The sequence below is a fragment of the Arthrobacter sulfonylureivorans genome (genome assembly GCF_047607445.1).
Lineage (GTDB): Bacteria > Actinomycetota > Actinomycetes > Actinomycetales > Micrococcaceae > Crystallibacter > Crystallibacter sulfonylureivorans_A.
In genome coordinates this window covers 14,184-36,608 of the sequence record NZ_JBLKRT010000027.1, presented here as the reverse complement: position 1 = coordinate 36,608, position 22,425 = coordinate 14,184, and the positions used below count along the sequence as shown (strand labels likewise).

General features: G+C 66.7%; 23 protein-coding genes. 7 read left to right on the top strand and 16 right to left on the bottom strand.

All coding sequences use genetic code 11. The features are described from left to right. Positions 1-29 precede the first annotated feature (29 nt). A complete protein-coding gene (locus tag ACMX2H_RS13440; RefSeq protein WP_414960991.1) occupies positions 30-695 on the top strand; it encodes a hypothetical protein in 666 nt (221 codons plus the stop codon). A gap of 23 nt (positions 696-718) precedes the next feature. Continuing rightward, the gene (locus tag ACMX2H_RS13435) at positions 719-1,450 is read left to right on the top strand and encodes a nicotinamide mononucleotide transporter (protein WP_414960989.1); all 732 of its coding nucleotides are present in this window, start codon (positions 719-721) and stop codon (positions 1,448-1,450) included. On the opposite strand, the gene paaZ is transcribed toward ACMX2H_RS13435, so the two are convergent. The 9 genes from paaZ to ACMX2H_RS13390 form a co-directional block, all read right to left on the bottom strand. Next, positions 1,431-3,500 carry a phenylacetic acid degradation bifunctional protein PaaZ gene (gene paaZ, locus ACMX2H_RS13430; protein ID WP_414960987.1) on the bottom strand — a complete coding sequence of 690 codons (2,070 nt, stop codon included), beginning with the start codon at positions 3,498-3,500 and terminating at the stop codon, positions 1,431-1,433. The two genes, ACMX2H_RS13435 and paaZ, sit on opposite strands and share 20 nt — an antisense overlap. A 277-nt stretch (positions 3,501-3,777) precedes the next feature. Continuing rightward, entirely contained in the window at positions 3,778-4,893 is a 1,116-nt protein-coding gene (locus tag ACMX2H_RS13425; protein WP_414960985.1) for a M14 family zinc carboxypeptidase, read from the bottom strand. Positions 4,894-5,125: 232 nt separating this feature from the next. Beyond that, positions 5,126-5,968, bottom strand: coding sequence for a tyrosine-protein phosphatase (locus ACMX2H_RS13420; RefSeq protein ID WP_414960984.1), 843 nt, complete (start codon positions 5,966-5,968; stop codon positions 5,126-5,128). After that, positions 5,965-6,564 carry a GNAT family N-acetyltransferase gene (locus ACMX2H_RS13415; RefSeq protein WP_414960982.1) on the bottom strand — a complete coding sequence of 200 codons (600 nt, stop codon included), beginning with the start codon at positions 6,562-6,564 and terminating at the stop codon, positions 5,965-5,967. The genes ACMX2H_RS13420 and ACMX2H_RS13415 overlap by 4 nt, the downstream gene beginning before the upstream one ends. Before the next feature lie 152 nt (positions 6,565-6,716). Continuing rightward, on the bottom strand, positions 6,717-7,580 hold the full coding sequence (locus ACMX2H_RS13410) for a 3-hydroxyacyl-CoA dehydrogenase family protein (RefSeq protein WP_414960980.1): 864 nt from the start codon (positions 7,578-7,580) through the stop codon (positions 6,717-6,719). Between the two features lie 5 nt (positions 7,581-7,585). Beyond that, positions 7,586-8,395 (bottom strand): enoyl-CoA hydratase/isomerase family protein, encoded by an 810-nt coding sequence (locus tag ACMX2H_RS13405; RefSeq protein WP_414960978.1) that lies wholly within the window; start codon positions 8,393-8,395, stop codon positions 7,586-7,588. Continuing rightward, entirely contained in the window at positions 8,395-9,606 is a 1,212-nt protein-coding gene (locus ACMX2H_RS13400; RefSeq protein ID WP_414960976.1) for a thiolase family protein, read from the bottom strand. The genes ACMX2H_RS13405 and ACMX2H_RS13400 overlap by 1 nt, the downstream gene beginning before the upstream one ends. Positions 9,607-9,812: 206 nt before the next feature. Then, complete coding sequence (locus ACMX2H_RS13395; RefSeq protein WP_414961040.1) at positions 9,813-10,337, bottom strand: SRPBCC domain-containing protein; 525 nt, start codon at positions 10,335-10,337, stop codon at positions 9,813-9,815. Then, positions 10,327-10,800 carry an SRPBCC family protein gene (locus tag ACMX2H_RS13390; RefSeq protein ID WP_414960974.1) on the bottom strand — a complete coding sequence of 158 codons (474 nt, stop codon included), beginning with the start codon at positions 10,798-10,800 and terminating at the stop codon, positions 10,327-10,329. The genes ACMX2H_RS13395 and ACMX2H_RS13390 overlap by 11 nt, the downstream gene beginning before the upstream one ends. 161 nt (positions 10,801-10,961) lie before the next feature. Between ACMX2H_RS13390 and ACMX2H_RS13385 the strand changes: the two genes are divergently transcribed. Next, positions 10,962-11,399: a VOC family protein gene (locus ACMX2H_RS13385; RefSeq protein WP_414960973.1), complete on the top strand. Its 438-nt coding sequence runs from the start codon at positions 10,962-10,964 to the stop codon at positions 11,397-11,399. 66 nt (positions 11,400-11,465) lie between these two features. Here ACMX2H_RS13385 and ACMX2H_RS13380 read toward each other — a convergent pair whose 3' ends face one another. Beyond that, entirely contained in the window at positions 11,466-12,389 is a 924-nt protein-coding gene (locus ACMX2H_RS13380; RefSeq protein ID WP_414960971.1) for a DUF2382 domain-containing protein, read from the bottom strand. Positions 12,390-13,021: 632 nt separating this feature from the next. Here ACMX2H_RS13380 and ACMX2H_RS13375 point away from each other — a divergent pair. The 3 genes from ACMX2H_RS13375 to ACMX2H_RS13365 all read left to right on the top strand — a co-directional run bounded on the left by ACMX2H_RS13375 (position 13,022) and on the right by ACMX2H_RS13365 (position 16,088). Continuing rightward, positions 13,022-13,915: a 1,4-dihydroxy-2-naphthoyl-CoA synthase gene (locus ACMX2H_RS13375; protein ID WP_414961038.1), complete on the top strand. Its 894-nt coding sequence runs from the start codon at positions 13,022-13,024 to the stop codon at positions 13,913-13,915. Between the two features lie 10 nt (positions 13,916-13,925). After that, positions 13,926-15,083, top strand: coding sequence for an AMP-binding protein (locus ACMX2H_RS13370; protein WP_414960969.1), 1,158 nt, complete (start codon positions 13,926-13,928; stop codon positions 15,081-15,083). Positions 15,084-15,206: 123 nt separating this feature from the next. Next, the gene (locus tag ACMX2H_RS13365) at positions 15,207-16,088 is read left to right on the top strand and encodes a 1,4-dihydroxy-2-naphthoate polyprenyltransferase (protein ID WP_414960967.1); all 882 of its coding nucleotides are present in this window, start codon (positions 15,207-15,209) and stop codon (positions 16,086-16,088) included. Between the two features lie 68 nt (positions 16,089-16,156). Here ACMX2H_RS13365 and ACMX2H_RS13360 read toward each other — a convergent pair whose 3' ends face one another. Then, positions 16,157-16,531 (bottom strand): DUF4229 domain-containing protein, encoded by a 375-nt coding sequence (locus ACMX2H_RS13360; RefSeq protein WP_414960965.1) that lies wholly within the window; start codon positions 16,529-16,531, stop codon positions 16,157-16,159. Between the two features lie 86 nt (positions 16,532-16,617). Here ACMX2H_RS13360 and ACMX2H_RS13355 point away from each other — a divergent pair, with 86 nt between their 5' ends. Then, the gene (locus ACMX2H_RS13355; protein WP_414960963.1) at positions 16,618-17,055 is read left to right on the top strand and encodes a PLD nuclease N-terminal domain-containing protein; all 438 of its coding nucleotides are present in this window, start codon (positions 16,618-16,620) and stop codon (positions 17,053-17,055) included. A 263-nt stretch (positions 17,056-17,318) separates the two neighbouring features. Here the strand turns inward: ACMX2H_RS13355 and ccsB are convergent, their stop codons facing one another. The 5 genes from ccsB to ACMX2H_RS13330 are packed head-to-tail and all read right to left on the bottom strand — an operon-like array spanning position 17,319 to position 22,241. Then, positions 17,319-18,371 (bottom strand): c-type cytochrome biogenesis protein CcsB, encoded by a 1,053-nt coding sequence (gene ccsB / locus ACMX2H_RS13350; RefSeq protein WP_414960962.1) that lies wholly within the window; start codon positions 18,369-18,371, stop codon positions 17,319-17,321. 14 nt (positions 18,372-18,385) lie between these two features. Continuing rightward, positions 18,386-20,119 carry a cytochrome c biogenesis protein ResB gene (gene resB / locus ACMX2H_RS13345; protein ID WP_414960961.1) on the bottom strand — a complete coding sequence of 578 codons (1,734 nt, stop codon included), beginning with the start codon at positions 20,117-20,119 and terminating at the stop codon, positions 18,386-18,388. Then, positions 20,119-20,880, bottom strand: coding sequence for a cytochrome c biogenesis CcdA family protein (locus tag ACMX2H_RS13340; protein WP_414961037.1), 762 nt, complete (start codon positions 20,878-20,880; stop codon positions 20,119-20,121). Before ACMX2H_RS13340 ends, resB begins: the two co-directional genes overlap by 1 nt. A 29-nt stretch (positions 20,881-20,909) precedes the next feature. After that, positions 20,910-21,524 (bottom strand): TlpA family protein disulfide reductase, encoded by a 615-nt coding sequence (locus tag ACMX2H_RS13335; protein ID WP_414960960.1) that lies wholly within the window; start codon positions 21,522-21,524, stop codon positions 20,910-20,912. A gap of 54 nt (positions 21,525-21,578) precedes the next feature. Then, entirely contained in the window at positions 21,579-22,241 is a 663-nt protein-coding gene (locus ACMX2H_RS13330; protein WP_414960959.1) for a histidine phosphatase family protein, read from the bottom strand. Between the last annotated feature and the right edge of the window lie 184 nt (positions 22,242-22,425).

Genomic DNA, 22,425 nt, shown 5'->3' with positions numbered 1-22,425 from the left:
TGGCGTCAACCAGTCGGCGTTATGGGGACGTGATCGATATGGATGGGGTGTCCTGGTGGGTGCCGGCACTGAACATGGCGCTCACAATTGCGGCCATTGTCTTGTTCTCCTACCGGGTGTTCTGGGCGTGGCTGCTGCCGGTGGCCACCACCGCCGTCCTCTTGGCGACGGGCATCCCCAACGGACGCTTGAACACCAGCACGATCTTCGTGATGGCTGCCGCCCTCTACGGCCTCTGGAAATGGACCCAGTACCGGCGCGAAGGCGTCCATGTGCCGCTCCGGACGGCGCACGGCCGTGAGTGGGGAGTCGGCGCCGGCCTCTTGCTGCTGTTGTATCTCCTGAACGCGTTCGCCGGCGTGACGCCGGTGGCGGAGATCGGCCCGCTGTATCTGTTCAATGCACTGCTGGCCGCCCTTCCGGCGGTGATGTACCTGGGCTTCGCACACGGGATCATTCAGTCCTGGTGGCTGGGCGTGTCGCTCTCGCTGGCCACCATGTTCCTCTCCACCCTCCAGAACGCACCGGTCTGGTTCCCGGTGTATAGCGCGGTCGCTGCAGCACTCCAGGTCTTCGGTTACCTGACCTGGCAGCACGCGATGCGGCGGCCGGTGCGGAGCAAACATCGGCAGGCGCCAGCACACCCCCGCCGTCCCGCCACACCCGGCACCGGCGCCCCGGGCCGGACCGCGTAAGCCGCCACGCGGAGGCCGGCAGCATGGACTGGATCATGGCGCTGAAGGTCCCGGACGGTTCTGCCGGCGCGCTGGTCTCCGTGGGCCATCTGCAGGCATTGGTCGGACTGCTCGCCGTCTTCCTGTTCGGGCTCCGCACGCGCTGGGCCTGGCCGGTGCTGCTGGTCCAGCAAGCGATGGTCTTCCTGCTGCTGGTCATCCCGAATTTCGACGGCGGAGCCGCGTTCTTCATCAACGCCTCCGTCGTCGTGGCGCTGTTGCTGCCCTGCTACGGTGCCTGGCGCTGGCGCACCGCGGCAGTGGCCCTCTCCCCCGACGGCGCCGCATTGCCCGCGGTGCAGGTCCGCCGGGCGACCGGCCGCGATTGGGGCGTGGCCCTGCTGGCCTTCGCCGCTGCCACCTTGTTGTTCATGGCCAGCGACGTCCAGGCGGGATTTCCACTGGAAGGCGGCTTGCTGACCGTACTGGTGCTGCAGGCGTTCTACGGGGCAGTGGTCACGGTGGTGTACTTGGGCTTGGCCCACCGCATCTATGAGGCGTGGTGGCTGTGGCTGGCTTTCGCCGTGGTGCAGCTGGCCACGTCGCTGGTGTTTCCCAGTCCGCCGACTTCCCAGTTGCTGAACGGGGCGACGGTGCTGCTGGTGCTGATCGCCTTTTGGCGCTGGCACACGGCGGTCTACTACCCGCCGGTCCCCGGGGCCGAAGCCGCCGGGGACGCGGCAGGTGGGGCTCCGGCTACTTCTCCACCAGCGTGAGCACGTCGTAGGTCGCGACGATCTCGTCGTTCTGGTTGGTCAGCACCGCGTCCCAGGCGACTTCGCCGTACTCGTCCGTTTCACGCGGCGTGATCCGCTTGGCGGTGAGCGTCACGCGGATCGAATCTCCGGCGGCCACCGGGGTGATGAAGCGCAGGTTCTCCAGGCCGTAGTTCGCCAGCACCGGGCCCGGCGCGGGCTCCACGAACAGACCGGCGCCCCAGGCGAGCAGCAGGTAGCCATGCGCCACGATGCCGGGGAAGAACGGATTGGCGGCCGCGGCTTCCTGGTTGGTGTGCGCGTAGAACGTGTCGCCGGTTTCGTTGGCGAACGCCGTGATGTCCTCCAACGTGACCTGGCGCAGTTCAGAGCGCAAGGCATCGCCGATCTTCAGCTCGGCCAGGTTCTTCCGGAACGGGTGGACGTCGTCGAAGTTCTGGTCGGCGCCGGTATGCCACACCCCGGTGACCGCCGTGAGCATGTTCGGCGATCCTTGGATGGCGGTGCGCTGCATGTGGTGCAGTACGGAGCGGATGCCGCCCAGCTCCTCGCCTCCGCCGGCGCGGCCCGGGCCGCCGTGAATCAGGTGCGGGACCGGTGACCCGTGTCCGGTGGACGTTTTGGCGTCCTCGCGGTTGAGCACCAGCACGCGGCCGTGATGCGCGGCGATTCCGGCCACCAGCACGCGCGCGGCTTCCGGGTCGTTCGTCGCCACGGTTGCCACCAGCGATCCCGCGCCCTTGGCGGCCAGCCGCACGGCGTCGTCGAGATCCTGATAACCGATTACGGAAGAGACCGGCCCGAAGGCTTCGAGCGAGTGCACGGCCTCCGCTTCCGCGTCCGCCCACGTCAACAGCACCGGAGCCATGAAGGCCCCTTCCGAGTCCCCCACGGTCCCGTCGGCGCGGGTAACCTGCGGCGCGTCGAGCGTCCCGTAGGCCAGTTCGCCGCCGGCGTCGACCATGGCCTGGACCGCGGCGCGGACGTCGTTGAGCTGCTCCAGCGAGGCCAGCGCGCCCATGGTCACGCCCTCGGCCCGCGGGTCTCCGACGACCACACGCTGCTCGATCCGGGCCCGGACGGCCTCGGCGACGTCCTGGACGCGGTCATGGGGAACGATGGCGCGGCGGATGGAGGTGCATTTCTGGCCGGCCTTGGCGGTCATTTCGGTGACCAGCGACTTGATGTACGCGTCGAACTCCGGTGTTCCCGGCACCGCATCCGGGCCGAGGATCGCCGCGTTGAGCGAATCCGCTTCGGCGGTGAAGCGGATGCCACCCTGGGCCACGTTCGGGTGGGACTTCAGCAGGTTTGCGGTGGAGGCGGACCCGGTGAAAGCCACCGCATCGCGGTAGTCCAGGTGATCCAGCAGGTCGCGCGCAGAACCGGAAATCAGTTGGAGCGAGCCGGCCGGCAGGATGTTCGATTCGATGATCAATTTCACCGCGGCGGCGGCGACGTAGCCAGTGGGCGTGGCCGGCTTGACGATCGTCGGGACACCCGCGATGAAGGCCGGGGCGAACTTCTCCAGCATGCCCCACACCGGGAAGTTGAAGGCGTTGATCTGCACGGCCACACCCGGAATGCGGGTGTAGATGTGCTGGCCCATGAAGGAGCCGTCCTTGGCCAGGACCTCGGCCGGTCCATCCACCACGATCTGCGAGTTCGGCAGTTCACGGCGGCCCTTGGAACCGAAGGTGAACAGCACGCCGATCCCGCCATCGATGTCGATCATGTTGTCGATCTTGGTGGCACCGGTGCGGTGCGAGACCTCATACAGCACCTCACGCCGGGCGTTCAGGTACTGTGCCAACTCCTTGAGCTTGAGCGCGCGCTGGTGGAACGTGAGCTTCCCCAGCGAGGCCTGGCCGACGCTGCGGCCGTGTTCGACGGCGGCGGCCAGGTCCAGTCCGTCGGTGCTGACCCGCGCCAGCACATCGCCGGTGCTGGCATCGCGGACCTCGGTTCCGGAAACATTGCCCGCAGGCGTCCACCATGCATCTTGGATATAGCTGGGAACAATCTCGACATCAACGGCGGTAGAGGTCATCGTTGACAGCCCTTTCTCTTCCCTCGGCCGGACGCTGGTCGCGGATGTCCGACGGGAACTTAAAATACTGAACGGTCGGTCGGTAACGTACCTAGACTACATGACCGTGCTGCCGCGCACAGCCCCTCTCCGGTGCAGCTCGCAGGCCGCGGCACCATCGCCCGCCGCCGCGCAGGACCAAAACGGCGTACCCCGCCGGGCAGGATGAGCTACCGGGCGGGGTACGTAGCGAATGGTCCATTAGCCCGCCGACAATACGGACCGGGCTGGGACGGTGCTATTCGTGCGGGTTCCCGATCGGTTCGCCCCGCTCGCGCAGGTTTTCGACGGGTTCCAGGCTGGCGGTTTCCCATGATCCATCGGCAACCGCCTTGAGGACCGCTTTGCCGGCTACCTCGGCTGTCTTGGCGATGTACCCGTTGGACTTGGCGTCAATCCCTCCGCGCATTTCGAACAGCACCGAGGCAGAACCCAGCAGACCGTAGGCGTTGCGGGCGATGCCGGGTGTGCTGGTGCTCGGATAACGGGTGATGTTGGCGTAGCCGTACTGGTCCAGCTCGCTGAGCATCACCGAAACGGCCCGCTGGGACTTTTCGATCGTTGCAGCGAACTCGTCCGCGATGCCGAGAGCTTCCGCCTCTTCCACTGCATTCGGCCACATCGTCGATCCGGTGATCATCCGCCCGTCGTCGTCCACGTACGTTCCCTGGTGGTGGAAGTCCAGCACCAGATCGGGCCGGCGTTCGTCCCAGAGCAACCGCATGGCGATCGCTTCGGGAACCGGGTTCAGGTTGTCATCGCCGGCAAGGTAGGGGTGGTCGTAGGCGTTGTCGCTGTAGGAGTGATAGCGGTTCATGTCATAGCCGCGGCCCACCTGATAGAACGGGTCGCACGGCGCCTCGGTGCAGCTCGGGTCGTAGTTCTGCCGCCACGGGGTGGTGTTTCCGGCCTGGTCCGTGACGTCGGCGTCGAACCCGTCCACATTGACGCGGGGCACAATGGTCACGGTGAGTGCCTCACGGATGGCGCGGGCCTCTGCGTTGTTGCCGGAAATACTCCTGATCAGACTGATCATCGCCTCGGAAACCACGTATTCGTCGCCATGCTGGTTGGCGATGTACATGACGTCTGTGGGTCCGTCGCCAATCGTGACCACCGGGATTTCCCGACCGGTATTGCTCGTCAGCGGCGCCGCTGACAGGTCGAACGTGCCCTTGGCCCGGCCCTCGATGCTCTCCAGCGTGGACCACAACTGCTCGTAGCTATGAATGGCGGCCAGACTGGACGGGTTCTCGCCCGGCCAAGGCCCGTTAGGTTTGCTCTGCGGTTCGGCCACCGCACTCGCTGCGAACCCCAGGGGCAGCACTGCGCCCAGGGCGACTGTAGCAATCACACGTTTTAGCCTCACATCAACCTCCGGATAACCGTTTAAGACTTGCTTGGCTCCCTGAGTGTCGGACAGCTGGTTCGGCAAGGCAAGAGGTCACGGCCCCCGGCGCGACCGGAACGCTGAATAAGCCCTGACAGCCGCGCCTCAGCCCCTGCGCCGACGGTCTGGCGCGGAGCTGCCGGCGCGGAGGCTCTGGCGCGAAGGTTCCGGCGCGAAGGTTCCGGGAACGTTGCTGTCAACCGGCCATTCGGGCGCGGAGGGCCTCGATGTCGCTTCGGGCCAGGCCATGGCGCAACAGGAACGGTTCCACGTCCAGTTGGGACAGCACCTGCAGCAATGATCCGCGCATGTCGGCCACGCGCGCTTCCAGTTCGTCGCCGCTGATGTAACTCTCCACGGGATGCCGGTAGGGGCTGATTCGATGCCAGTCGTTGATACCGCGGATGCCCAGCTCATGTGCGTCGGCGATCTGTCCGGCGGGCACTCCGGCGAGTTGCAGCAGCATCATGGAGACCAGCCCGGTACGGTCACGCCCGGCGGAGCAATGGACGACGACGGCACCTTCCGCCTGTGCCAGCGTGCGGAAAACTTCGGCGATCAGTTGCGGGAAGATCCTCACGTTGTCCAAGTAGAAGCGCGGATGGTTCATATACGGCGCATTGGCTGCCAGTTCCGGATGCCCGGGCTCCTCCGTGGGCCGGTTCAGCACCGTGAACCTTTCCAGAGCCGCCGGCGGAACCACTGGATCCGTCGGACGGCGCGATCGTTCACCCGGGTTCCGCAGATCCACAATGGTGCGTACCCCGTCGTCGTACGCCTGCTGCCAGCCGGCGGCCGTCAGCCACTCCGCACGGCCCATCCGGAAGATATCCCCTGCCACGCGGCGGGCATTGACCGCGCCTTCCCAGCCGACGGCACCGGCAAGGATGCTGCTTGGCTTCCGTGCGACGGCGGGGTCGCCGGCCGCCGCGGCACCGGAGCCGGACACCGGTGCGCCGGTGCCAACCGGGGGCGCGAAGGAACCTGGCGCAGGTGCGCCGGAACCGGCCGGTCTGTGGCCCTGGGTCCGGCCGCTCACGGCGTACGCTCCTTGTCTACCCGTTTCCGCAACCGTGCTTTGACGTCCGGCCACTCGGAGTCCAGCACGGAGTAGACCACCGTGTCGCGGATCCGGCCGTCGGGCATCTTGGTATGCCTGCGCAGCACGCCGTCCTGCCGGGCTCCCAGGCGCTCGATGGCGTCGCGGGACTGGCGGTTCATCCGGTCGGTGCGGAACTCCACCGCGCAGCAGCCGAGGGTTTCGAAGGCATGGCCCATCAGCAGCAGCTTGCTGTCGGGGTTGGTTCCGCTCCCCTGCGCACTGGCCCGGTTCCAGGTGTAGCCGATCTCCACCCGCGGCGCGGCTTCGTCGATATTGCAGAACGTGGTCATGCCCAGCACGGTGTCGTCGGACAGGCGGCGCACGGTAAACGGGATCATCCGGCCCTGGTCCTGGAGTTCCAGCCGCCGCCGGATTTCCAATTCCATGGTGTGCGGCGACGGGATCCGCGTGTACCAGAGGTTCCACAGTTCGCCATCGCGCACCGCTTCCTCGAGCTCAGGCAGGTGCCGGACGCGCAAAGGCTGCAGCTTCACCAGGCTGCCGGTCAGTGTCAGCGGTTCGAACAGCGCCATCCCAGCAGCCTACAACCGTGGCGCGCCACGAAGGAGTGGGCCGGTTATGGCGTCGGCGCTGGCCAGTTCAAAGTCGGCGTTGGCGAGTTTAAACGCGGGCAGCCCGGCCGGCGGCCAGGCTGCACCCGTATGATCCCTGTCCGGGGGTCCGGTCACTTCTCCCAGTCGAAGAAACCCTTGCCGGACTTGCGGCCGAGTTCCCCCTTGGCCACCTTGTCCCGCAGGATCTGCGGCGGAGCAAACCGCTCCCCCAGCGTGGAGTGCAGGTATTCGGCGATGCCCAAGCGCACGTCCAGGCCCACAATGTCGGTGGTCTTGAGCGGCCCCACCGGATGCTTGTAGCCCAGCACCATGGCGGCGTCGATGTCCTCCGCCGAGGCCACGCCTTCTTCCACCATCCGCATGGCTTCCAACGCAATGGCCACGCCCAGTCGCGAGGAGGCGAAGCCCGGCGCGTCATGGACGACGACGGCGGTCTTCTTCAGTGCCTCGACCCAGCTCCGGGAGGCGGCGGCGAGCTCTTCCGAAGTCTCCGGAGCCAGCACCACTTCCACCAACTGCGACGCCGGCACCGGATTGAAGAAGTGCAGGCCGCAGAAGTTGGCCGGGCGCTGCAGTTGATCGGCCAGCTTGGTAATGGACAGCGAGGACGTGTTCGTCGCCAGCCAGGCGGTCGGGGAAAGCTGGGCTTCCACGGCCTTCAGCGCGGTGGACTTGAGGTCGAAGTCCTCCGGCACCGCCTCCACCACCAGACCGCAGGCTGCGAACGATGCGTAGTCAACAGACACCGACAGCCGTGACGTCAGCGTATCCAGCGACTCCTCGGTGGTGCCGCGCTCCACGCTCTTGGCCAAGGCACCCGCCACCCTCTCGTGCGCAGCCTGGGCCGCTGCGTCGTCTCGCTCCACCACGACGACGTCGACTCCCGCGGTCAGGAACGCATGGGCGATGCCGGCGCCCATGCGGCCGCCGCCGAGGACACCTACGTTATTGGGAATGGTCTGCACGGGATTCATCTCGCTTACTTGGATTCGTTCTGCTGGGCGGCGCTCTTGGCAGCGCTCTTGGCGGCGCTCCGATCCAAGAACGACTGCATCCGGTCGAATTTGGCCTGGGATTCGAACAGAATGCCTTGGGCGACGGTGTCGATGACCGGGTGCGCCTCGCGCGGGGTGTGGAACACGGTCTTGGTGAGCCGGACAGCCAGCGGGTCCTGCTTGCCGATCCGGTCCGCCAGCGCATGCGCGGCGTCAATGAGTTTGGCGGGCTCGTGGATTTCGGTGACCAACCGCGCGGCCAGCGCTTCCTCGGCGTCCAGGATGCGGCCGGCCAGCAGGATTTCCTTGGCCAGCGGCTCCCCCACCAGTTCTTTCAGGCGCCAGGTGGCTCCGGCTGCGGCCATGATGCCCAGCCCGGTTTCCGGCTGGCCGATCTTGACCGACGGCGTGGCGATCCGGAAGTCGGCGGCGTAGGCCAGTTCCGCTCCCCCGCCGAGGGCGAAGCCGTCGAGCGCGGCGATGACCGGCATGGGGAGCCGGGCAATGCGGTGGAAAACGGTGGAGTTGATGCCCGCCAGCGCGTCGTCGCGGCGCCGTTCACGCAGTTGGGAGATGTCGGCACCGGAGGCGAAGATGCCCTTGCCATTGGATTCGGTACCGGACAGGATCAGGATCCGCGGCTGGTGCTCCAGCACGGCGCACACGGAATGCAGTTCGTCCACCATGGCCTGGTCGATGGCGTTACGGACTTCCGGCCTGTTCAACGTCACGTGGACGCGGTCTTCCCGCTCGTCCACACGCAGCGTACTGAAGGAGTAGTCGGCGAAGAGCATCAGACCCGCTCGACGATCATCGATGTGCCCTGCCCGACGCCCACGCACATGGTGGCCAGGCCGCGCTGGGCGCCCTCGCGTTCCATCCGGCCCAGCAGGGTCACCACCAGACGGGAGCCGCTGGAACCGAGCGGGTGGCCCAAAGCGATGGCACCGCCGTCGTTGTTCACAATGCCCTGATCCAGCTTCAGGTCACGCAGTACCGCGAGCGACTGAGTGGCGAACGCCTCGTTGAGCTCCACCGCGCCCAGGTCATCGATGCTCCAGCCCGCGCGGTCCAGCACCTTGCGGGTGGCGGGAACCGGGCCGATGCCCATGATTTCCGGCGCGACGCCGGCTGATGCGCCGTCGACAATGCGGGCGCGGGGTGTGAGACCGAGCTTGTTCACAGCGGCCTCGGAGGCAATCACGATCGCCGAGGCGCCGTCGTTGAGCGAACTGGAGTTGCCCGCGGTGACCACGCCGTCGGGCTTGATGATGGGCCGGAGCCCGGCAAGAACTTCCATGGTGGTCCCGGGGCGGGGTCCCTCATCGGTGTCGACGACGGTGTCGCCCTTCCGTCCCTTGACCGTCACCGGGACGATTTCTTCCTTGAGCCTGCCCGCCTCGATGGCTGCGATGGCACGCTCGTGGGACTGGACGGCGAAGGCGTCCGCATCCTCGCGGGAAATGCCGTACACGTCGGCCACTTCCTCTGCGGTCTCCGGCATGGAGTAAGTCATCTTGCCGCCGCGGCTGAGGTCGCCCTTGGCGAAACGCTGGTTAACGAAGCGCCAGCCGATGGAGGTGTCGAAGATTTCGCCGGGCTTGGCGAAGGCTTTGGCCGGCTTCTCCTGCACCCACGGCGCCCGACTCATCGATTCCACGCCGCCGGCGATGACGATGTCTGCTGCACCGGCCTTGATCATGTGGGAGGCCTGGATGATGGCGCTCAGGCCGGAGGCACACAAGCGGTTGACGGTAATGCCGGGAACGTGGTCGGCGAAGCCGGCCAGCAACCAGGCCATCCGGGCCACGTTGCGGTTTTCCTCGCCGGCGCCGTTGGCGTTGCCGAGGATGACCTCTTCAACCGCATCCGGATCGATGCCTGCCCGGGCTACGGCTTCCTTGACGACCAGCGCCGCCAGGTCGTCCGGACGGACTGCGGACAGTGCGCCTCCATAGCGGCCAACCGGGGTCCGCGCCCCGCCAATCAGGAATGCCTCAGCCATAGAATTAATCCCTCGCGCTTGATCGATCACGTGACGATGAGCGGCCGCTCGCTGTCAGGGACAGCAGAGATTACCGACCGACCGTTCTATAAAGAATCCCACGCGGCTCTGGGCCGGTCAACTGATGTGACGGCAGCGGTGAAGAGGAGGCAGCCGAGTCGGTGCCGTACGGTTCAGCGCCAGGAGGCAGGGGCAGGTGGAGCGGCCTAGAGCAGGCGGCTGTACTTTTCCACCAGCTCGTCGATCGGCCGGCTGGGCTCTTGACCTGCCGGCTGGCCGTCCAGCAACGCCCCCAGATGTTCAATGCATTGATGCCAGCCTGCTGCCACTCTCGCTGCCCACGCGGGGTCTTGGAGTGAATTGGCCAGCGCCAGCGTGCTGCGGCCCGGGCCCGCCGGCTCCAGCGTCCATCGCAGGACTTCCTGGTCCCAGCTGAACGCCAGGACCTGTTTCGGCAGCACCTCCAGCACTTGGCCGGCGTCCGGTTCTTCCCCGGGAAACAGAAAGTGGATGGTGCCGCCGGTCCTCAGGTCCAGTTTGACCCGGCAGGGGAACCACAAAGACAGTTCGTCGTCGTCAGTGAGGGCGCGCCACAGCCGGTCGGCACTGTGGCTGAATCCTGGCGGATTAGCAGCACCGGCTGTCCCGGCCCGGTGCGGTCGAGTGCGACGTGGGGGTCGATCGTGCCGGACATACGCTTCTGCCGTTCCTGTTCCGGCGTCACGCGGCAGCCGGGTCCCGGCCCTCGGCCTTGGCGGCGATTTCTGCCAGGTCCCTGGCCATTTGCTTGCGCGTGATGCTCAGCCCCAGTTTCCCGAACAGCGCGAGCATCAATTTGGCGAAAGTTCCAGGATTGTCCATCTCGGCACCAAAGAACATGGTCAGCCGGGTGCCGCCGTCTGCCGGCGCGAGCGTGAACCGGGTGGTGTAGTCGGCTCCGCCGGAGTGTGCCTTGACCGTGGTGGAGGTCGGCGCGTCGACGTCCGCAACCCATATCTCCTCGGTGGCTTCCTTGCCCATCATCTTCCGGGTCTCGCGCCACCGGTAGCCCTCGGCGTAGTCGCCGGGCGTCATGATCTCCACACGGGTGATGGAGCTCAGGGTCCGGGCAGAACCAGGAATGTCGGTCAGGACGCGCCAGACCGCCTCGACCGGCGCGTTGATGTGCTGGACTAGTTCAAGGTGATGGCCCACGTTGGCTCTTTCGGCAGGAGTCGTTGGTCTGCCAACAGCCTAGTGGAGAGCGGGTGTGACTTCGAGAAGCCGTGCGGCCCGACGTCAGCAGTTTCCATTGAGGTCTGATGCTGTCCGTGTTCCCCTACCGCAGACAGACTGGAACCTTTACGCTCAACGCCATGACGTATGACATTCAAATGGCAGTTGACTGCAAGGACGCACACGCCCAGGCCGACTGGTGGGCGGAAACGCTGGGCTGGGAGGTGGAACCTACGGACCAGGACTTCATCACCAGCATGATCGAGCAAGGCTTCGCCACCGACGCGGACACCATCGTGCACAATAACGTCCGGGTATGGAAGGACGGCGCGGCGATCTGCCCACCGGAACAAGCGGAGAGCAAAGCCAGGCAGCGGATCCTGTTCCAGCCGGTTCCGGAGTCCAAATCGGTCAAGAACCGGGTCCACTGGGACGTCCGTCTGGCCGGGGAAGACAAGGACGAGGTCCGGGCGCGGCTGGAAGCACGTGGCGCCACCTTCTTGTACTCGGAGACGCAGGGCCCACACGGCTGGCACACGATGGCCGACCCGGAGGGCAACGAGTTCTGCATTTCCTAGCGCGGCTGCCGGACAGCACGGGGTCCCAGAGGCAAATCCCCTGGGACCCCGACCAACTTCCGGCGGTTAGCGGTCCTTGCGGCCCCTCACCTCGTCGTCGGCCTCTACTTCTTCTTTGCGCACGTCCGCGGAAACGGTTTCCTGGTCCGTCACAGTTTCTTTATCCAGCCTGACGCGTTCAACCGGGACGGTTTCCTTGTCCACCACCGGCTTTTCCGCATGCAGGGTCACTTCGTGCTCCGCCTCGCTGATGTCGGGCCCGGAGAGCGCCTCACCCCTGTTGGCGCCGGTAATCGGTTCACGCTCAAGGCGCACCTCTTCACGCTGGACTGGGACGGTGCGGGTGACGTTTTCGGTGACAACATACTTGCGCAGCCTGGCCTTTCCGACTTCCTGCGCTTCGGTGCCCACCCGCAACCGTTCCTCAGAACGGGTCATGGCATCGTCCGTGCCGCCTGCACGAGAGGCGTCGTAGTCTGTGTCGCGCCTGCCAGCGGTCCCGGTGGTGCCCACGGTGTCCCGGTCCGTCAGGCCGGCAGTCCCGGCAGTCCCGGCAGTGCCCGCGGTACCCCTGTCCGTCAGGCCCGCCGTCCCGGCAGTGCCCGCGGCACCCCTGTCCGCCAGGCCGGTGGTCCCGGCGGTGCCCGCGGTGCGCCCAGTGCCGGCGGTACCTGCGGTCAAGCCGTAGTGGCGGTAGAGACGATCCTCCTCCGCCGGTTCCAGATGCCCCTCCGGGTCCACCCGCGGAGCGTCCTTGATTTGATCCTTGGTGTAGGGCACGCGGAGGTCCCCGCCCTCGGCGGTGGCGTCGTCAAGCGGGACGAAGCTCTCGGACATGCCGAACAATCCGGTTTTCACCGTGGCCCAGCTCGGCTCGTCGGTCCGATCGTCGAGGTAGAGTTCCCCGAGCGAACCGATCTTGCTTCCTTCGGAATCGATCACATTGGCGCTGCTGCCGACCAGACGGTCGATTTTATCCTTGGCGATCATTTCTCATCTCCTTATTGATCCCACCTGCCCCGGCTTAGCCGCGGCGAGAACGCTCCGGAGGCACGGGTGTGTACCGGGCGCAATGATGGTTTTGATGGTTCTGCCGCACCGCGAGGCGGTCGGGCCAGCAAGGCTGCCAGCCGTGGTTCCCAATCCTCAGCGGGCTGCGGCCCCAATCTGATGGGAGGCCGTGAAGGGTTCACCGTGGCTTTGGTGACCTCTTCGGGAAGGTTGCTTACGTTGTAAGCAAAGCATGCTTAGCATTCACCTGCAACCCCCATCGCCGAAAAAATTTTGTCGCAGCCAGCACGCGCCTGCGGCCTCCGCGGAGCTGCCTGCCACGCAGCGCGGAATGCCGCGGGAACCTGCCTTGGGGAGCGGCAGTCCCGGGCCTGCACCGCCACAGTGGAGGCACCGGTCTCAGCCCAGGACCGGATTTACGGGCCGGTTCCCGGCACAGTAGACCTGGCAAAAGTCTCGGCAGAAGGTCCACACAGCCGCAACGATAAACTCGAAGAGTGACTTCCGAGACCCCTGCCCCAGCCAACACCAACTCCGAGAGCACTGGCCGCGAGGTACAGTCCAAGCAGCCGGAGAAGGTTTCCGACCTCTTCGACCCGCAGCGCTGGCGTGTGGTGGAGGGCTTCGAATTCCAGGACATGACCTACCACCGCCAGGTGGAACGCGACGCCGACGGGAACGTGATCCGTGATCTGCCCGCGGTGCGCATCGCTTTCAACCGGCCGGAGGTGCGCAACGCTTTCCGGCCCGGAACGGTCGACGAGCTCTACCGGGCGATGGACCATGCGCGGATGACGCCGGATGTCGCCACGGTGCTGCTGACCGGCAACGGCCCCTCCGCCAAGGACGGCGGCCACTCGTTCTGCTCGGGCGGAGACCAGCGCATCCGCGGCCGTGACGGTTACCGTTATGCAGACGGAGAGACCAAGGAGACCATCGATCCTGCCCGTGCCGGCCGGCTGCACATTCTGGAAGTCCAGCGGTTGATGCGCACGATGCCCAAAGTGGTCATCGCCGTCGTCAACGGCTGGGCTGCCGGCGGCGGGCATTCGCTGCACGTGGTCTCGGACCTGACCATCGCCTCCCGCCAGCACGGCAAATTCAAGCAGACTGATGCCACTGTTGGCAGCTTCGACGCAGGCTACGGCTCGGCGTTGCTGGCCCGGCAGATTGGCCAAAAGGCGGCGCGCGAGATTTTCTTCCTGGCCCGCGAATACTCCGCCGAGGACATGGTCCGCATGGGCGCGGTCAACGAGGCGGTCGACCACGAGCGCCTCGAAGAGGTGGCGCTGGAGTACGCCGCGGACATCGCCCGGCAGTCCCCCCAGGCCATCCGGATGCTCAAGTTCGCCTTCAATCTGGCCGATGACGGACTGGCCGGCCAGCAGGTCTTCGCCGGTGAAGCCACCCGGCTGGCCTACATGACGGACGAAGCCGTTGAAGGCAAGGAAGCGTTCCTGGCCAAGCGCGACCCCGACTGGTCTGCGTTCCCCTACTACTTCTAAGGCGGCAGGGATGGACATCCAGCCGGCCCTGACCGCGCTGACGGCAGCGCTGGGCGGCGAGGGTCCCGCCGTCGAAATCGCCGCCGATGGGACCCCGCTGCCGGTGACGTCGCCCGGACTGGCTCCGGAGACCGCCGCCATTGTCCGGACCTCGGGTTCCACCGGCACGCCCAAGGCCACCATGCTGGGCATCGACGCGCTGGCTGCGTCGTCGATGGGCACCGCGCTGCGGCTGGGCGGCGAGGGCCAGTGGCTGCTGACGCTGGCACCGAATTACGTCGCCGGCCTGCAGGTGCTGGTCCGCTCGCTCTACGCCGGCACCCGGCCCGGGGCCATGGACCTGTCCCACGGCTTCACCGCCCAGGCGTTCACCGACGCCGCCTCCGCGCTGACCGACCGGTTCCGGATCACCTCCCTGGTGCCCACCCAACTTCACCGGCTGCTCTCCTCCCCGGCGCCGGAAACAATCAGCGCGTTGCGCCGCTTTGACGCGATCCTGCTGGGCGGGGCGCGGATGCCGGCGGCGCTGCGCGCCGAGGCGGTGAAGCATTCGCTGAAGATAGTGCGCACCTACGGCATGAGCGAGACCTGCGGCGGCTGCGTGTACGACGGCGTGCCGCTGCAGGGCGTCAGCTTGCAGCTCGAAGAGGGCCGGGTCCTGATCGGCGGCGACGTGGTGGCCGGCGGCTACCTGGAGAACCCCGAGCTGACCGCGGCACATTTCAGCGAGTCCGGCGGCACCCGGTGGTTCCGCACCGAGGACCTGGGTGAGATCGACGACGCCGGTGCGCTCACCGTGAGCGGGCGTGCGGACGATGTGCTGATCACCGGCGGCGTCAAGGTCTCGGCGGCCGCCGTCGCCGAGTCGATTGAACGGCTCCCGGAGGTACGGGCGGCTTTGGTGGCGGGAATCCCGGACCCGGAGTGGGGCACCATGGTGTGCGCCGCCGTCGTCGGAACCGCCACCGCGGACCAGATCCAGTCGGGCGTCCGCGCGGCACTGGGAAGTCCGGCCGTCCCGCGGCACATTGTGCATCTGGATGCGCTGCCGCTGTTGTCCAACGGGAAACCGGACCGTCTGGCTGTGGCGGAGATCCTGCGCCGGTCGGCGGCGGGAGCCGCGCTGCCCGGCGAAGAGCAGCTTGGGGCGGAACCGCCGCGATCGTGACATCCGGCACTCCCGCTCCGCCTGCTGCACGGTCCAGCGCTGCCCATGGGCGAGAATAGAACCTTGCTGCGGACGCCCGCAGCCGATGATGTACCAGTCCCCCACAGGTAAGGATCTTCCACAGTGGCTACAGCCGGGCAATGGCTCGAAGGGGCACGGCCCCGCACCCTTCCGATGTCGATCGCGCCGGTGATCGTCGGCAGCGCGGCCGCCTATGAGCTGGGGTCTTTCCGGCCACTGCTGGCCGTGCTGGCTGCGCTGGTGGCCATTCTGTTCCAAGTGGGGGTGAACTACGCGAACGACTATTCGGACGGCGTCCGCGGCACCGACGACGTGCGCGTCGGACCGCTGCGGCTGACCGGCTCCGGGCTGGCCACGCCGCAAGCGGTGAAGGCCGCCGCCTTCGGCAGCTTCGGGCTGGCCCTGGTCGCCGGACTCGCACTGATCATCCTGTCCCAAACCTGGCCGCTGTTGCTGGTGGGCGTGGGCTGCGTAATTGCGGCCTGGGGCTACACCGGCGGCAACAACCCGTACGGCTACCGCGGGCTGGGCGAGGTCTATGTGTTCCTGTTCTTCGGCATTGTCGCCACCATGGGAACCACCTACACCCAGGCGCTGCAGGTCAGCTGGCCGTCCTTCATCGGCGCCGTCGGGACCGGCTTGATCGCCACTGCCCTCCTGATGGCCAACAACGTCCGCGACATCCCCACCGACCGCGAAGTCGGGAAAATGACGCTGGCAGTCCGCATGGGCGACGAGGCCGCGCGCATCAGCTACGTCATGATGCTGGCGGTGGCTCTCCTGCTGCCGCTGATTCTGGTCTACGAATTCCCCTGGATCCTGCTGGTCCTGCTGCTGGTGCCGGCGTGCCTCACGCCCTGCTGGCTGATGCTCAAGGGTAAGAAGCGCGAGAGCCTGATACCGGTACTGAAGCAGACCGGCCTGATCAATCTGGGCTTCGCCGTCGCCTTCGGCCTGGGCTTGGTGCTCAGCACGATCATGTAGGGCGGTGCTGTGGGCTCCCGCCTGCAGTCAACGCAGGGTGCCGTGGCCGAACTAGCCGCGGGATCCGGCTAGCTCTGGTCCGTGGACCTGGGTTCGTCCGGCTTCTGCTGGGCTGGCTGCTGGTGCGCCGGCTGCTGTGCAGGCTTGGGCTTGCGGTCCGAATCCACCCGCAGCTCTCCATGCTGCTCGACGGCGGAGTCCTCGGCCAGCGCGTCGGAGATCTCCGTGGAGGTCCGCGGTGCCGCCACACCTTTGGAGAAGCGGCTGGCGAGTGCCCTCCCGGCTTCGTCCCTCATCTGGCGGAAGAACAGGTAGGTGATGCACCAGCCCATGACCGCGGCCGCTAGGGCGGAGTAGATGACGCCCAGCCTCAGGAACAGGCAGATAACAAAGATGACGGCCATGATGCCAAGCCGCAGGGCGCTGAATTTCCAAAATGCCACCCCTCAAGTTTACGCTGCCCGCGAGATCACACGGACGGCCTACGGTTTCCGCAGTCCCCAGCGCAGTGCTCACCTACAATTAATGCATGGTCCGTCTCTTTATCCTGCTCGCGGTACTGGCTCTCGCAGTGGTGATCTATGCCCTGATCGAGTGCATTCGGTCCCGGCCCCACGAGGTGCGCAGTATCTCAAAACCGGGATGGATCCTGGCCATCATCTTGGTCCCGCTGATCGGCGCCCTGATGTGGTTTATGTGGGGGCGTCCCCGCGCGGGCGGCCGGCAACCCCAGCAAGCGCCCCGCCCGACTGCTCCGGACGATGACATTGCGTTCCTCCGCACTCTTGATGCCCAGCGCCGCGCCAAACAGCGCGAAGAGGAACAGAAAAAGCGTGAGCAGGAGCCGAAGAAGCGCGACCCGGAACCGAAGAAACGCGAGGACCGGCCGCACGGCAACGAGGACAAGCCTGCCACCCATGACGGCCGGCAACTGAGCGAAGACGATCCGGATAACGGTCCGCGCTAATCAGCCCTGAGACCCGGGTTTCGACAAAGGCCCGCAGCTCTGCGTGAATCCAGAGCTGCGGGCCTTCTTAATTTATGGAGACTGGCGGTGTGGACACCTGCCGGCACGGCGCTTGACACCGCAGGCCGAAGAGGCGGGCGGGATTCCCCGGCGCACCCGTTGGATCAGACGGCTTTCTCGCCCGTCAGGGAGGCGGGGCTGCTTCCCCGCCTGCCCGCCCGCTAGGTGGGCGGGCATACCCGTCTGTCCGGGCCGGTAAGGAGCTAGACCCCGGCGTAGCTGTGCAGGCCGGCGAAGAAGACGTTGACGATCGTGAAGTTGAAGACCACGCAGAGGTAGCCGACGATGGACAGCCATGCGGCGCGGGTTCCGGTCCAGCCGCGGGTGGCGCGGGCGTGCAGGTAGCCTGCGTAGACCACCCAGATCACGAACGTCCAGACTTCCTTGGTGTCCCAGCCCCAGTAGCGGCCCCAGGCCTCTTCGGCCCAGATAGCGCCGAGCACCAGGGTGAAAGTCCAGAACACGAAGGACACCGCGTTGATCCGGTAGGCGGCGTTCTCCAGCGTCAGCGCGGAGGGCACCAAGCGCATGAAAGCCAGGTTGTCCGCTTTGCCCGCGCGGCCGCGGGCCTCACGGTTGCCCTGGATCAGCTGCAGCACGGACATGGCGAAGGTCAGCGTGAACAGCGCGGACGCCAGCACCGCCACCGAGACGTGGATGATGATCCAGTAGCTCTGCAGGGCGGGGATCAGGTGGGCCACCGGCGTCGGGAATCCGATGGTGGCAGCGATCAGCATGACCACCACGAGCCCGATCACGAACGAGCCGAGGAAACGCAGGTCCTTGCGGGTCAGGGCAATCAGGTAGACAACCGCCACCATCAGCGCGCCGGTGGTGCAGAATTCGTACATGTTGCCCCACGGCACCCGGTGCGCTGCCAACCCGCGGGTCACCACACCGGCGGCCAGGATGACGGTCGCCAGCACGGTGAGGGCCACGCCGATGCGCGCTGCGGCCCGGCGTTCCTTGCCGTAGTTCATCGAGTCGGAGGCCATTTCGACGGTGTGCGCCTGCCCTGCGCTGCCGCCGGCGGCCCGGCCCGCAGCGGATCCGGCGGTGGCTCCGGCCGCGCCGACCAGCACTGCCGAGTCCGCCGTGGCATGCTCGGCGGCCAGCCGGTCCTCGACGGCCTTGATGGTCTTGCTGGACTTCGCCAGGTCCCAGCAGAAGGCGATGAAGGCGACGGTGAACGCCATCGCACCGAGCAGCATGAACAGCTCGCTGTACTGGGCCAGTGTTTGGTCAATCGTGGGCATGGGAAGAGGTGTCCTTAGGAGTTGTCAACGCCGGCGGCGCTCTTGCTATTGTGCGCCTGTGGGCCGGCATCCGTCAGCCATTGGTCGCGGAGAAGTTTGCTGATGGTCGCTGCTTCAAGGGCCAGACGGTGGTCCTCGCCGCGGGCCAGCAAGCCCCACTCCACCATCGTGCGTCCGTCGTCGTGGGTGCCGGCACGGACCCAGACGCGGCGCCGCCCGATGAACAAGGAGGCGCCCAGCCCGGCCATTGCCAGCGAGGAGAAGACGAGGGCCCCGAGCTTGCCCGGATCATGGTGGATGTCCAGCGCGGCATAGCGCACCAGTCCGTCGAAGGTGATGCTGCCCATTCCGTTGGGCAGTTCCTTCGTCTCGTAGGCGGCGAGCTCGATGCCGCCGCTGTCCTGGTTGCGGTCATTGAGCACGGTGAGGTTGCTGGTGTCCAGCACAAAGACGTTCTTCGGATCGCCGTTGTCCAGGCCCAGGTCGCCATAGTAGGAGTTCAGGTAGAGCCGCGGGTTCATCGGGTCCGGGTCGCTGCCGTAGGCCACCCCGTCCTCGCCTTCCATCGCCGTGGGCAGGAAGAAGCCCACGAAGCCCAGCTGTTCGGGCTTCGCGTCCGGCACCTTGATCACCATCGTGGAGGTGTAGGCGCCGTCGTTGGGGATGGCGACGACGGGGCCCTGGTGGGCGATGTTGCCCTCGCCGTCCCGGATGGTCACCACCGGGGCATAGCCGTTGCCCATCAGGTAGACGTTGCTGCCGCCGATGGTCAGCGGATGGTTGACCTTCAGGACCTGCTGCTCTGCGGGTTCCCCCGGCTCGCGCACGGACATGGTGGCGGTGAAGTCCAGCGGCTGCCCGTAATGGGTGGTCGATTCGCGGTCGAATACCACCTCGAACTTGTCCAGCGACAGGGAGAACGGGTCCAACCGGTCCTCGGTGAAGCCGGTCCCCGGGTTGAAACTGTCATAGCCGATCAGCGAATTCACGAACGTTTCGCCCTCGACCAGAACCCGCTGGCCGGTGTAGCCGAACTGGCCACCGATCGCCACCGAGACCAGTACGCCGATCAGCGAGGTATGGAAGACCAGGTTTCCGATTTCCTTGGCGAAGCCGCGTTCGGCGCCGACGGAGGGCCGGTCGGTGTCCGCGTCGCGCACGTCCACCCGGTAGCCGCGGCGCTTCAGCAGTCGGGCGGCCTCTTCGACCGCGGAACGTGCCGAGAGGCCGGTTTCGGCGGGGACCGCCATGGAACCGTACTCGGGAAGCCGGGACAGCCGGCGCGGCGTCCGGGGTGGCTGGGACCGCATGGCCTTGTAGTGCTGGATGGCCCGCGGGATGACGCAGCCAATCAGCGATAGGAACAGCAGCAGGTAGATGGCGGAGAACCACACCGAGGAGTACACGTCGAAGAGCTGGAAGCGGTCCAGCCACGGCCCGACCTCCGGGTTGTCGGTCAGGTACTGCGTCACCACGGCGGGGTTGGCCGGGCGCTGCGGGAACAGCGACCCCGGGACCGCTGCCACCGCCAGCAGCAGCAACAGGAACAGCGCGGTGCGCATGCTGGTCAGCTGGGTCCAGGCCCAGCGCAGCATGCCGAGGAAGCCCAGCGCGGGAACGGCGACGTCGTCCCGTTTCCGGTTGCGGTCGGTCACCGCACGGCCTTTGCCGCCACCGGTGCCCGGTCCGTCCGGGGCGGGTGCACCGGCGTCGTCATGGCGCTGAGCGCCGTCGGGGGTCTGACTCATCAGATCGGGAGCCTCACTTCATTTGCAAACCAGTCCTGCAATTGCGTCACCCAGTCCCCCCAGAGCCCGGTGGCCATCAGCAGGCCCAAAACTACCAACATGGCCCCGCCCGACCGCTGCAGGAACAGCCGGTGCTTGCGGAAGAACGCCATGGCGCCCATCCCCCGCCGCACACCGAGCGCGATCAGCAGGAACGGGATGCCCAGGCCGAGGCAGTACACGAAGGCCAGGAACGCGCCCTTCGCCGCATCCGCGCCGCCGGAGTACGCCAGCGCCTGGACCGCGGAAAAGGTGGGGCCAATGCACGGCGCCCAGCCCAGCCCGAACGTCATGCCGAGCACCGGGGCACCCCATAGCCCCGCAGGCGGACGGGAGTGGATCTTACGGTCCCGTTGGAAGAAGGACAGTCCGCCCATAAAAATGATGCCCATGAGCACGACGACGATGCCCAGCAGTTGGGTGATCCAGCCGGCGTCGCTGCCCTTCAGCCAGGCACCCAGCTGGCCGAAGACCGCCCCGATGAAGACGAAGACGATGGAAAAGCCGAGCACAAACAGGCCGATGCCGGCGAACATCCGGCCGCGGCGCTGCCGTTCCAGGTCCACGCCGGTCAGGCCGGTGACATAGCCCATGTAGCCGGGAACCAGCGGCAACACACACGGAGACAGGAAGGAGACCAGGCCGGCCAGCATGGCCACGGGGATGGCCAGCAGCACGGAGCCGTTCAGCACCGTGTCGCCGAAGGCGCCCCCCAAGGTCATCGGCAGCGAGGCCGTCGCCCACCCCACGGCTACGCGGCCACTGCGTCTTTGATCAGGGCTTTGAGCGTGCCCTTGTCCGCCACGCCCAGGATCCGGGCGGCGACCCGGCTTTCCTTGTCCAGCACCAGCGTGGTGGGCACGGCCTGGGGCGGCACATAGGATGTCATGGCCAGCAGGATGCCGCCGTCCTTGTCCATGAAACTGGGGTACGTGATCCCGAAGTTGCGCTCGAAGGCCTCGGCGGTGGGCCGCTCGTCACGGATGTTGACGCCGTAGAACTGGGCGCCGTCGGCGAACTCTTCGCTGAGGGCCTGCAGGTCCGGGGCTTCCAGCCGGCACGGTGCACAGGAGGCGTACCAGAAGTTCAGCACGGTGACTTTGCCGGCCCAGTCGGCTGCATCGACGGGGGTGCCGTCAAAGAGCTTGGCGGTCAGCTGCACCGGTTCGCCCCGGGAACCGGGCGCATATTCGGTCACCGATCCGTCGCCGGCGATGTAGTTCTTGTTGTCTCCGGCGTTGGCCTGCTGCGCCAACGGGTCCTCCACGGAACAGGCCGCCAGCGACAAGGCACCAAGCAGCCCCGCACCGGCCTTGAACACGGTACGGCGGTCGAACAATCGGGGGTTATCGGCAGTCACAGTCACACTCTTCTTCGTGGGGTTGAGGGCATCCCACTTCTACAACGCGTAGTAATTCTATTATGCTCCCGGCAGGTTCGCCGCACCGGGCAGCAAATCGGAGCAGGGCTCTTCATAGCGCACCGCGGCGAGCCGCCCGCCGTCGAACTCCAGGGAGGTCACTGACGCCAGCGTGCACTGCCGGCGACGGGGATCGTGCCAGAGCGGCTTGCCCTCGCTGGCCAGTCGGGTGACCCAGATGGGCAGCTGGTGGCTGACCAGGATCGCCTCGGCTCCGGGGCCGCCGAACTCAACGGCATGACGCCGGGCGTCGTCGATGGCTTCGCGCATTCGGGCCACCTGCGCCGCGTACGGCTCCCCCCAGGACGGCCGGAAGGGATTGTAAAGGCGCCGCCAGTACCGGGGCTCGCGCAGGTGTGAGCGGATGTCGGCCAAGCCCTCGAAGTGGTTCTCGGCTTCGATGATCCGCTCATCGGTAACAATCTCGAGGCCCAGAGCCTTCGCGGTGGGCTCGGCGGTCTCTTGCGCCCGGGTTAGCGGCGAGGCCACCAGATAACTGATGGTGGCGCCCTCTTTCCGGCGCTCCGAAAAGTAGTCACCAGCGCGGCGGGCCATCTCCTGCCCCAGCTCAGACAGGCGGAAGCTCGGCAGCCTGCCATAAAGCACACGGTCGGGGTTGTGGACCTCGCCGTGGCGGAGCAGATGGACAGTGGCTTCGGGCATGCTTACCAGTGTCTCAAACCGGGCCGGTATGCCCAAAAGACCGGCCGCCGGCCCATGCCGCGAATCCCCTTCCGGCGGCCCCAAAATCATCCTTCAGGGCGACCGACACGGCGCTGGACTGCATTGTAGTGTTGCAGTAACAGCCTCCACGCGCCCCGGCGGCCGGGCTCGCAGGCCCCGGCCG

Coding starts and splice junctions, on each gene's coding strand:
- ACMX2H_RS13370 (WP_414960969.1), top strand. CDS start 13,926: ATGGACATCCAGCCGGCCCTGACCGCGCTGACGGCAGCGCTGGGCGGC.
- paaZ (WP_414960987.1), bottom strand. CDS start 3,500: ATGACCTCTACCGCCGTTGATGTCGAGATTGTTCCCAGCTATATCCAA.
- ACMX2H_RS13380 (WP_414960971.1), bottom strand. CDS start 12,389: ATGATCGCCAAGGATAAAATCGACCGTCTGGTCGGCAGCAGCGCCAAT.
- ccsB (WP_414960962.1), bottom strand. CDS start 18,371: ATGCCCACGATTGACCAAACACTGGCCCAGTACAGCGAGCTGTTCATG.
- ACMX2H_RS13355 (WP_414960963.1), top strand. CDS start 16,618: ATGGTCCGTCTCTTTATCCTGCTCGCGGTACTGGCTCTCGCAGTGGTG.
- ACMX2H_RS13330 (WP_414960959.1), bottom strand. CDS start 22,241: ATGCCCGAAGCCACTGTCCATCTGCTCCGCCACGGCGAGGTCCACAAC.
- ACMX2H_RS13400 (WP_414960976.1), bottom strand. CDS start 9,606: ATGGCTGAGGCATTCCTGATTGGCGGGGCGCGGACCCCGGTTGGCCGC.
- ACMX2H_RS13405 (WP_414960978.1), bottom strand. CDS start 8,395: ATGCTCTTCGCCGACTACTCCTTCAGTACGCTGCGTGTGGACGAGCGG.
- ACMX2H_RS13385 (WP_414960973.1), top strand. CDS start 10,962: ATGACGTATGACATTCAAATGGCAGTTGACTGCAAGGACGCACACGCC.
- ACMX2H_RS13435 (WP_414960989.1), top strand. CDS start 719: ATGGACTGGATCATGGCGCTGAAGGTCCCGGACGGTTCTGCCGGCGCG.
- ACMX2H_RS13340 (WP_414961037.1), bottom strand. CDS start 20,880: ATGACCTTGGGGGGCGCCTTCGGCGACACGGTGCTGAACGGCTCCGTG.
- resB (WP_414960961.1), bottom strand. CDS start 20,119: ATGAGTCAGACCCCCGACGGCGCTCAGCGCCATGACGACGCCGGTGCA.
- ACMX2H_RS13410 (WP_414960980.1), bottom strand. CDS start 7,580: ATGAATCCCGTGCAGACCATTCCCAATAACGTAGGTGTCCTCGGCGGC.
- ACMX2H_RS13415 (WP_414960982.1), bottom strand. CDS start 6,564: ATGGCGCTGTTCGAACCGCTGACACTGACCGGCAGCCTGGTGAAGCTG.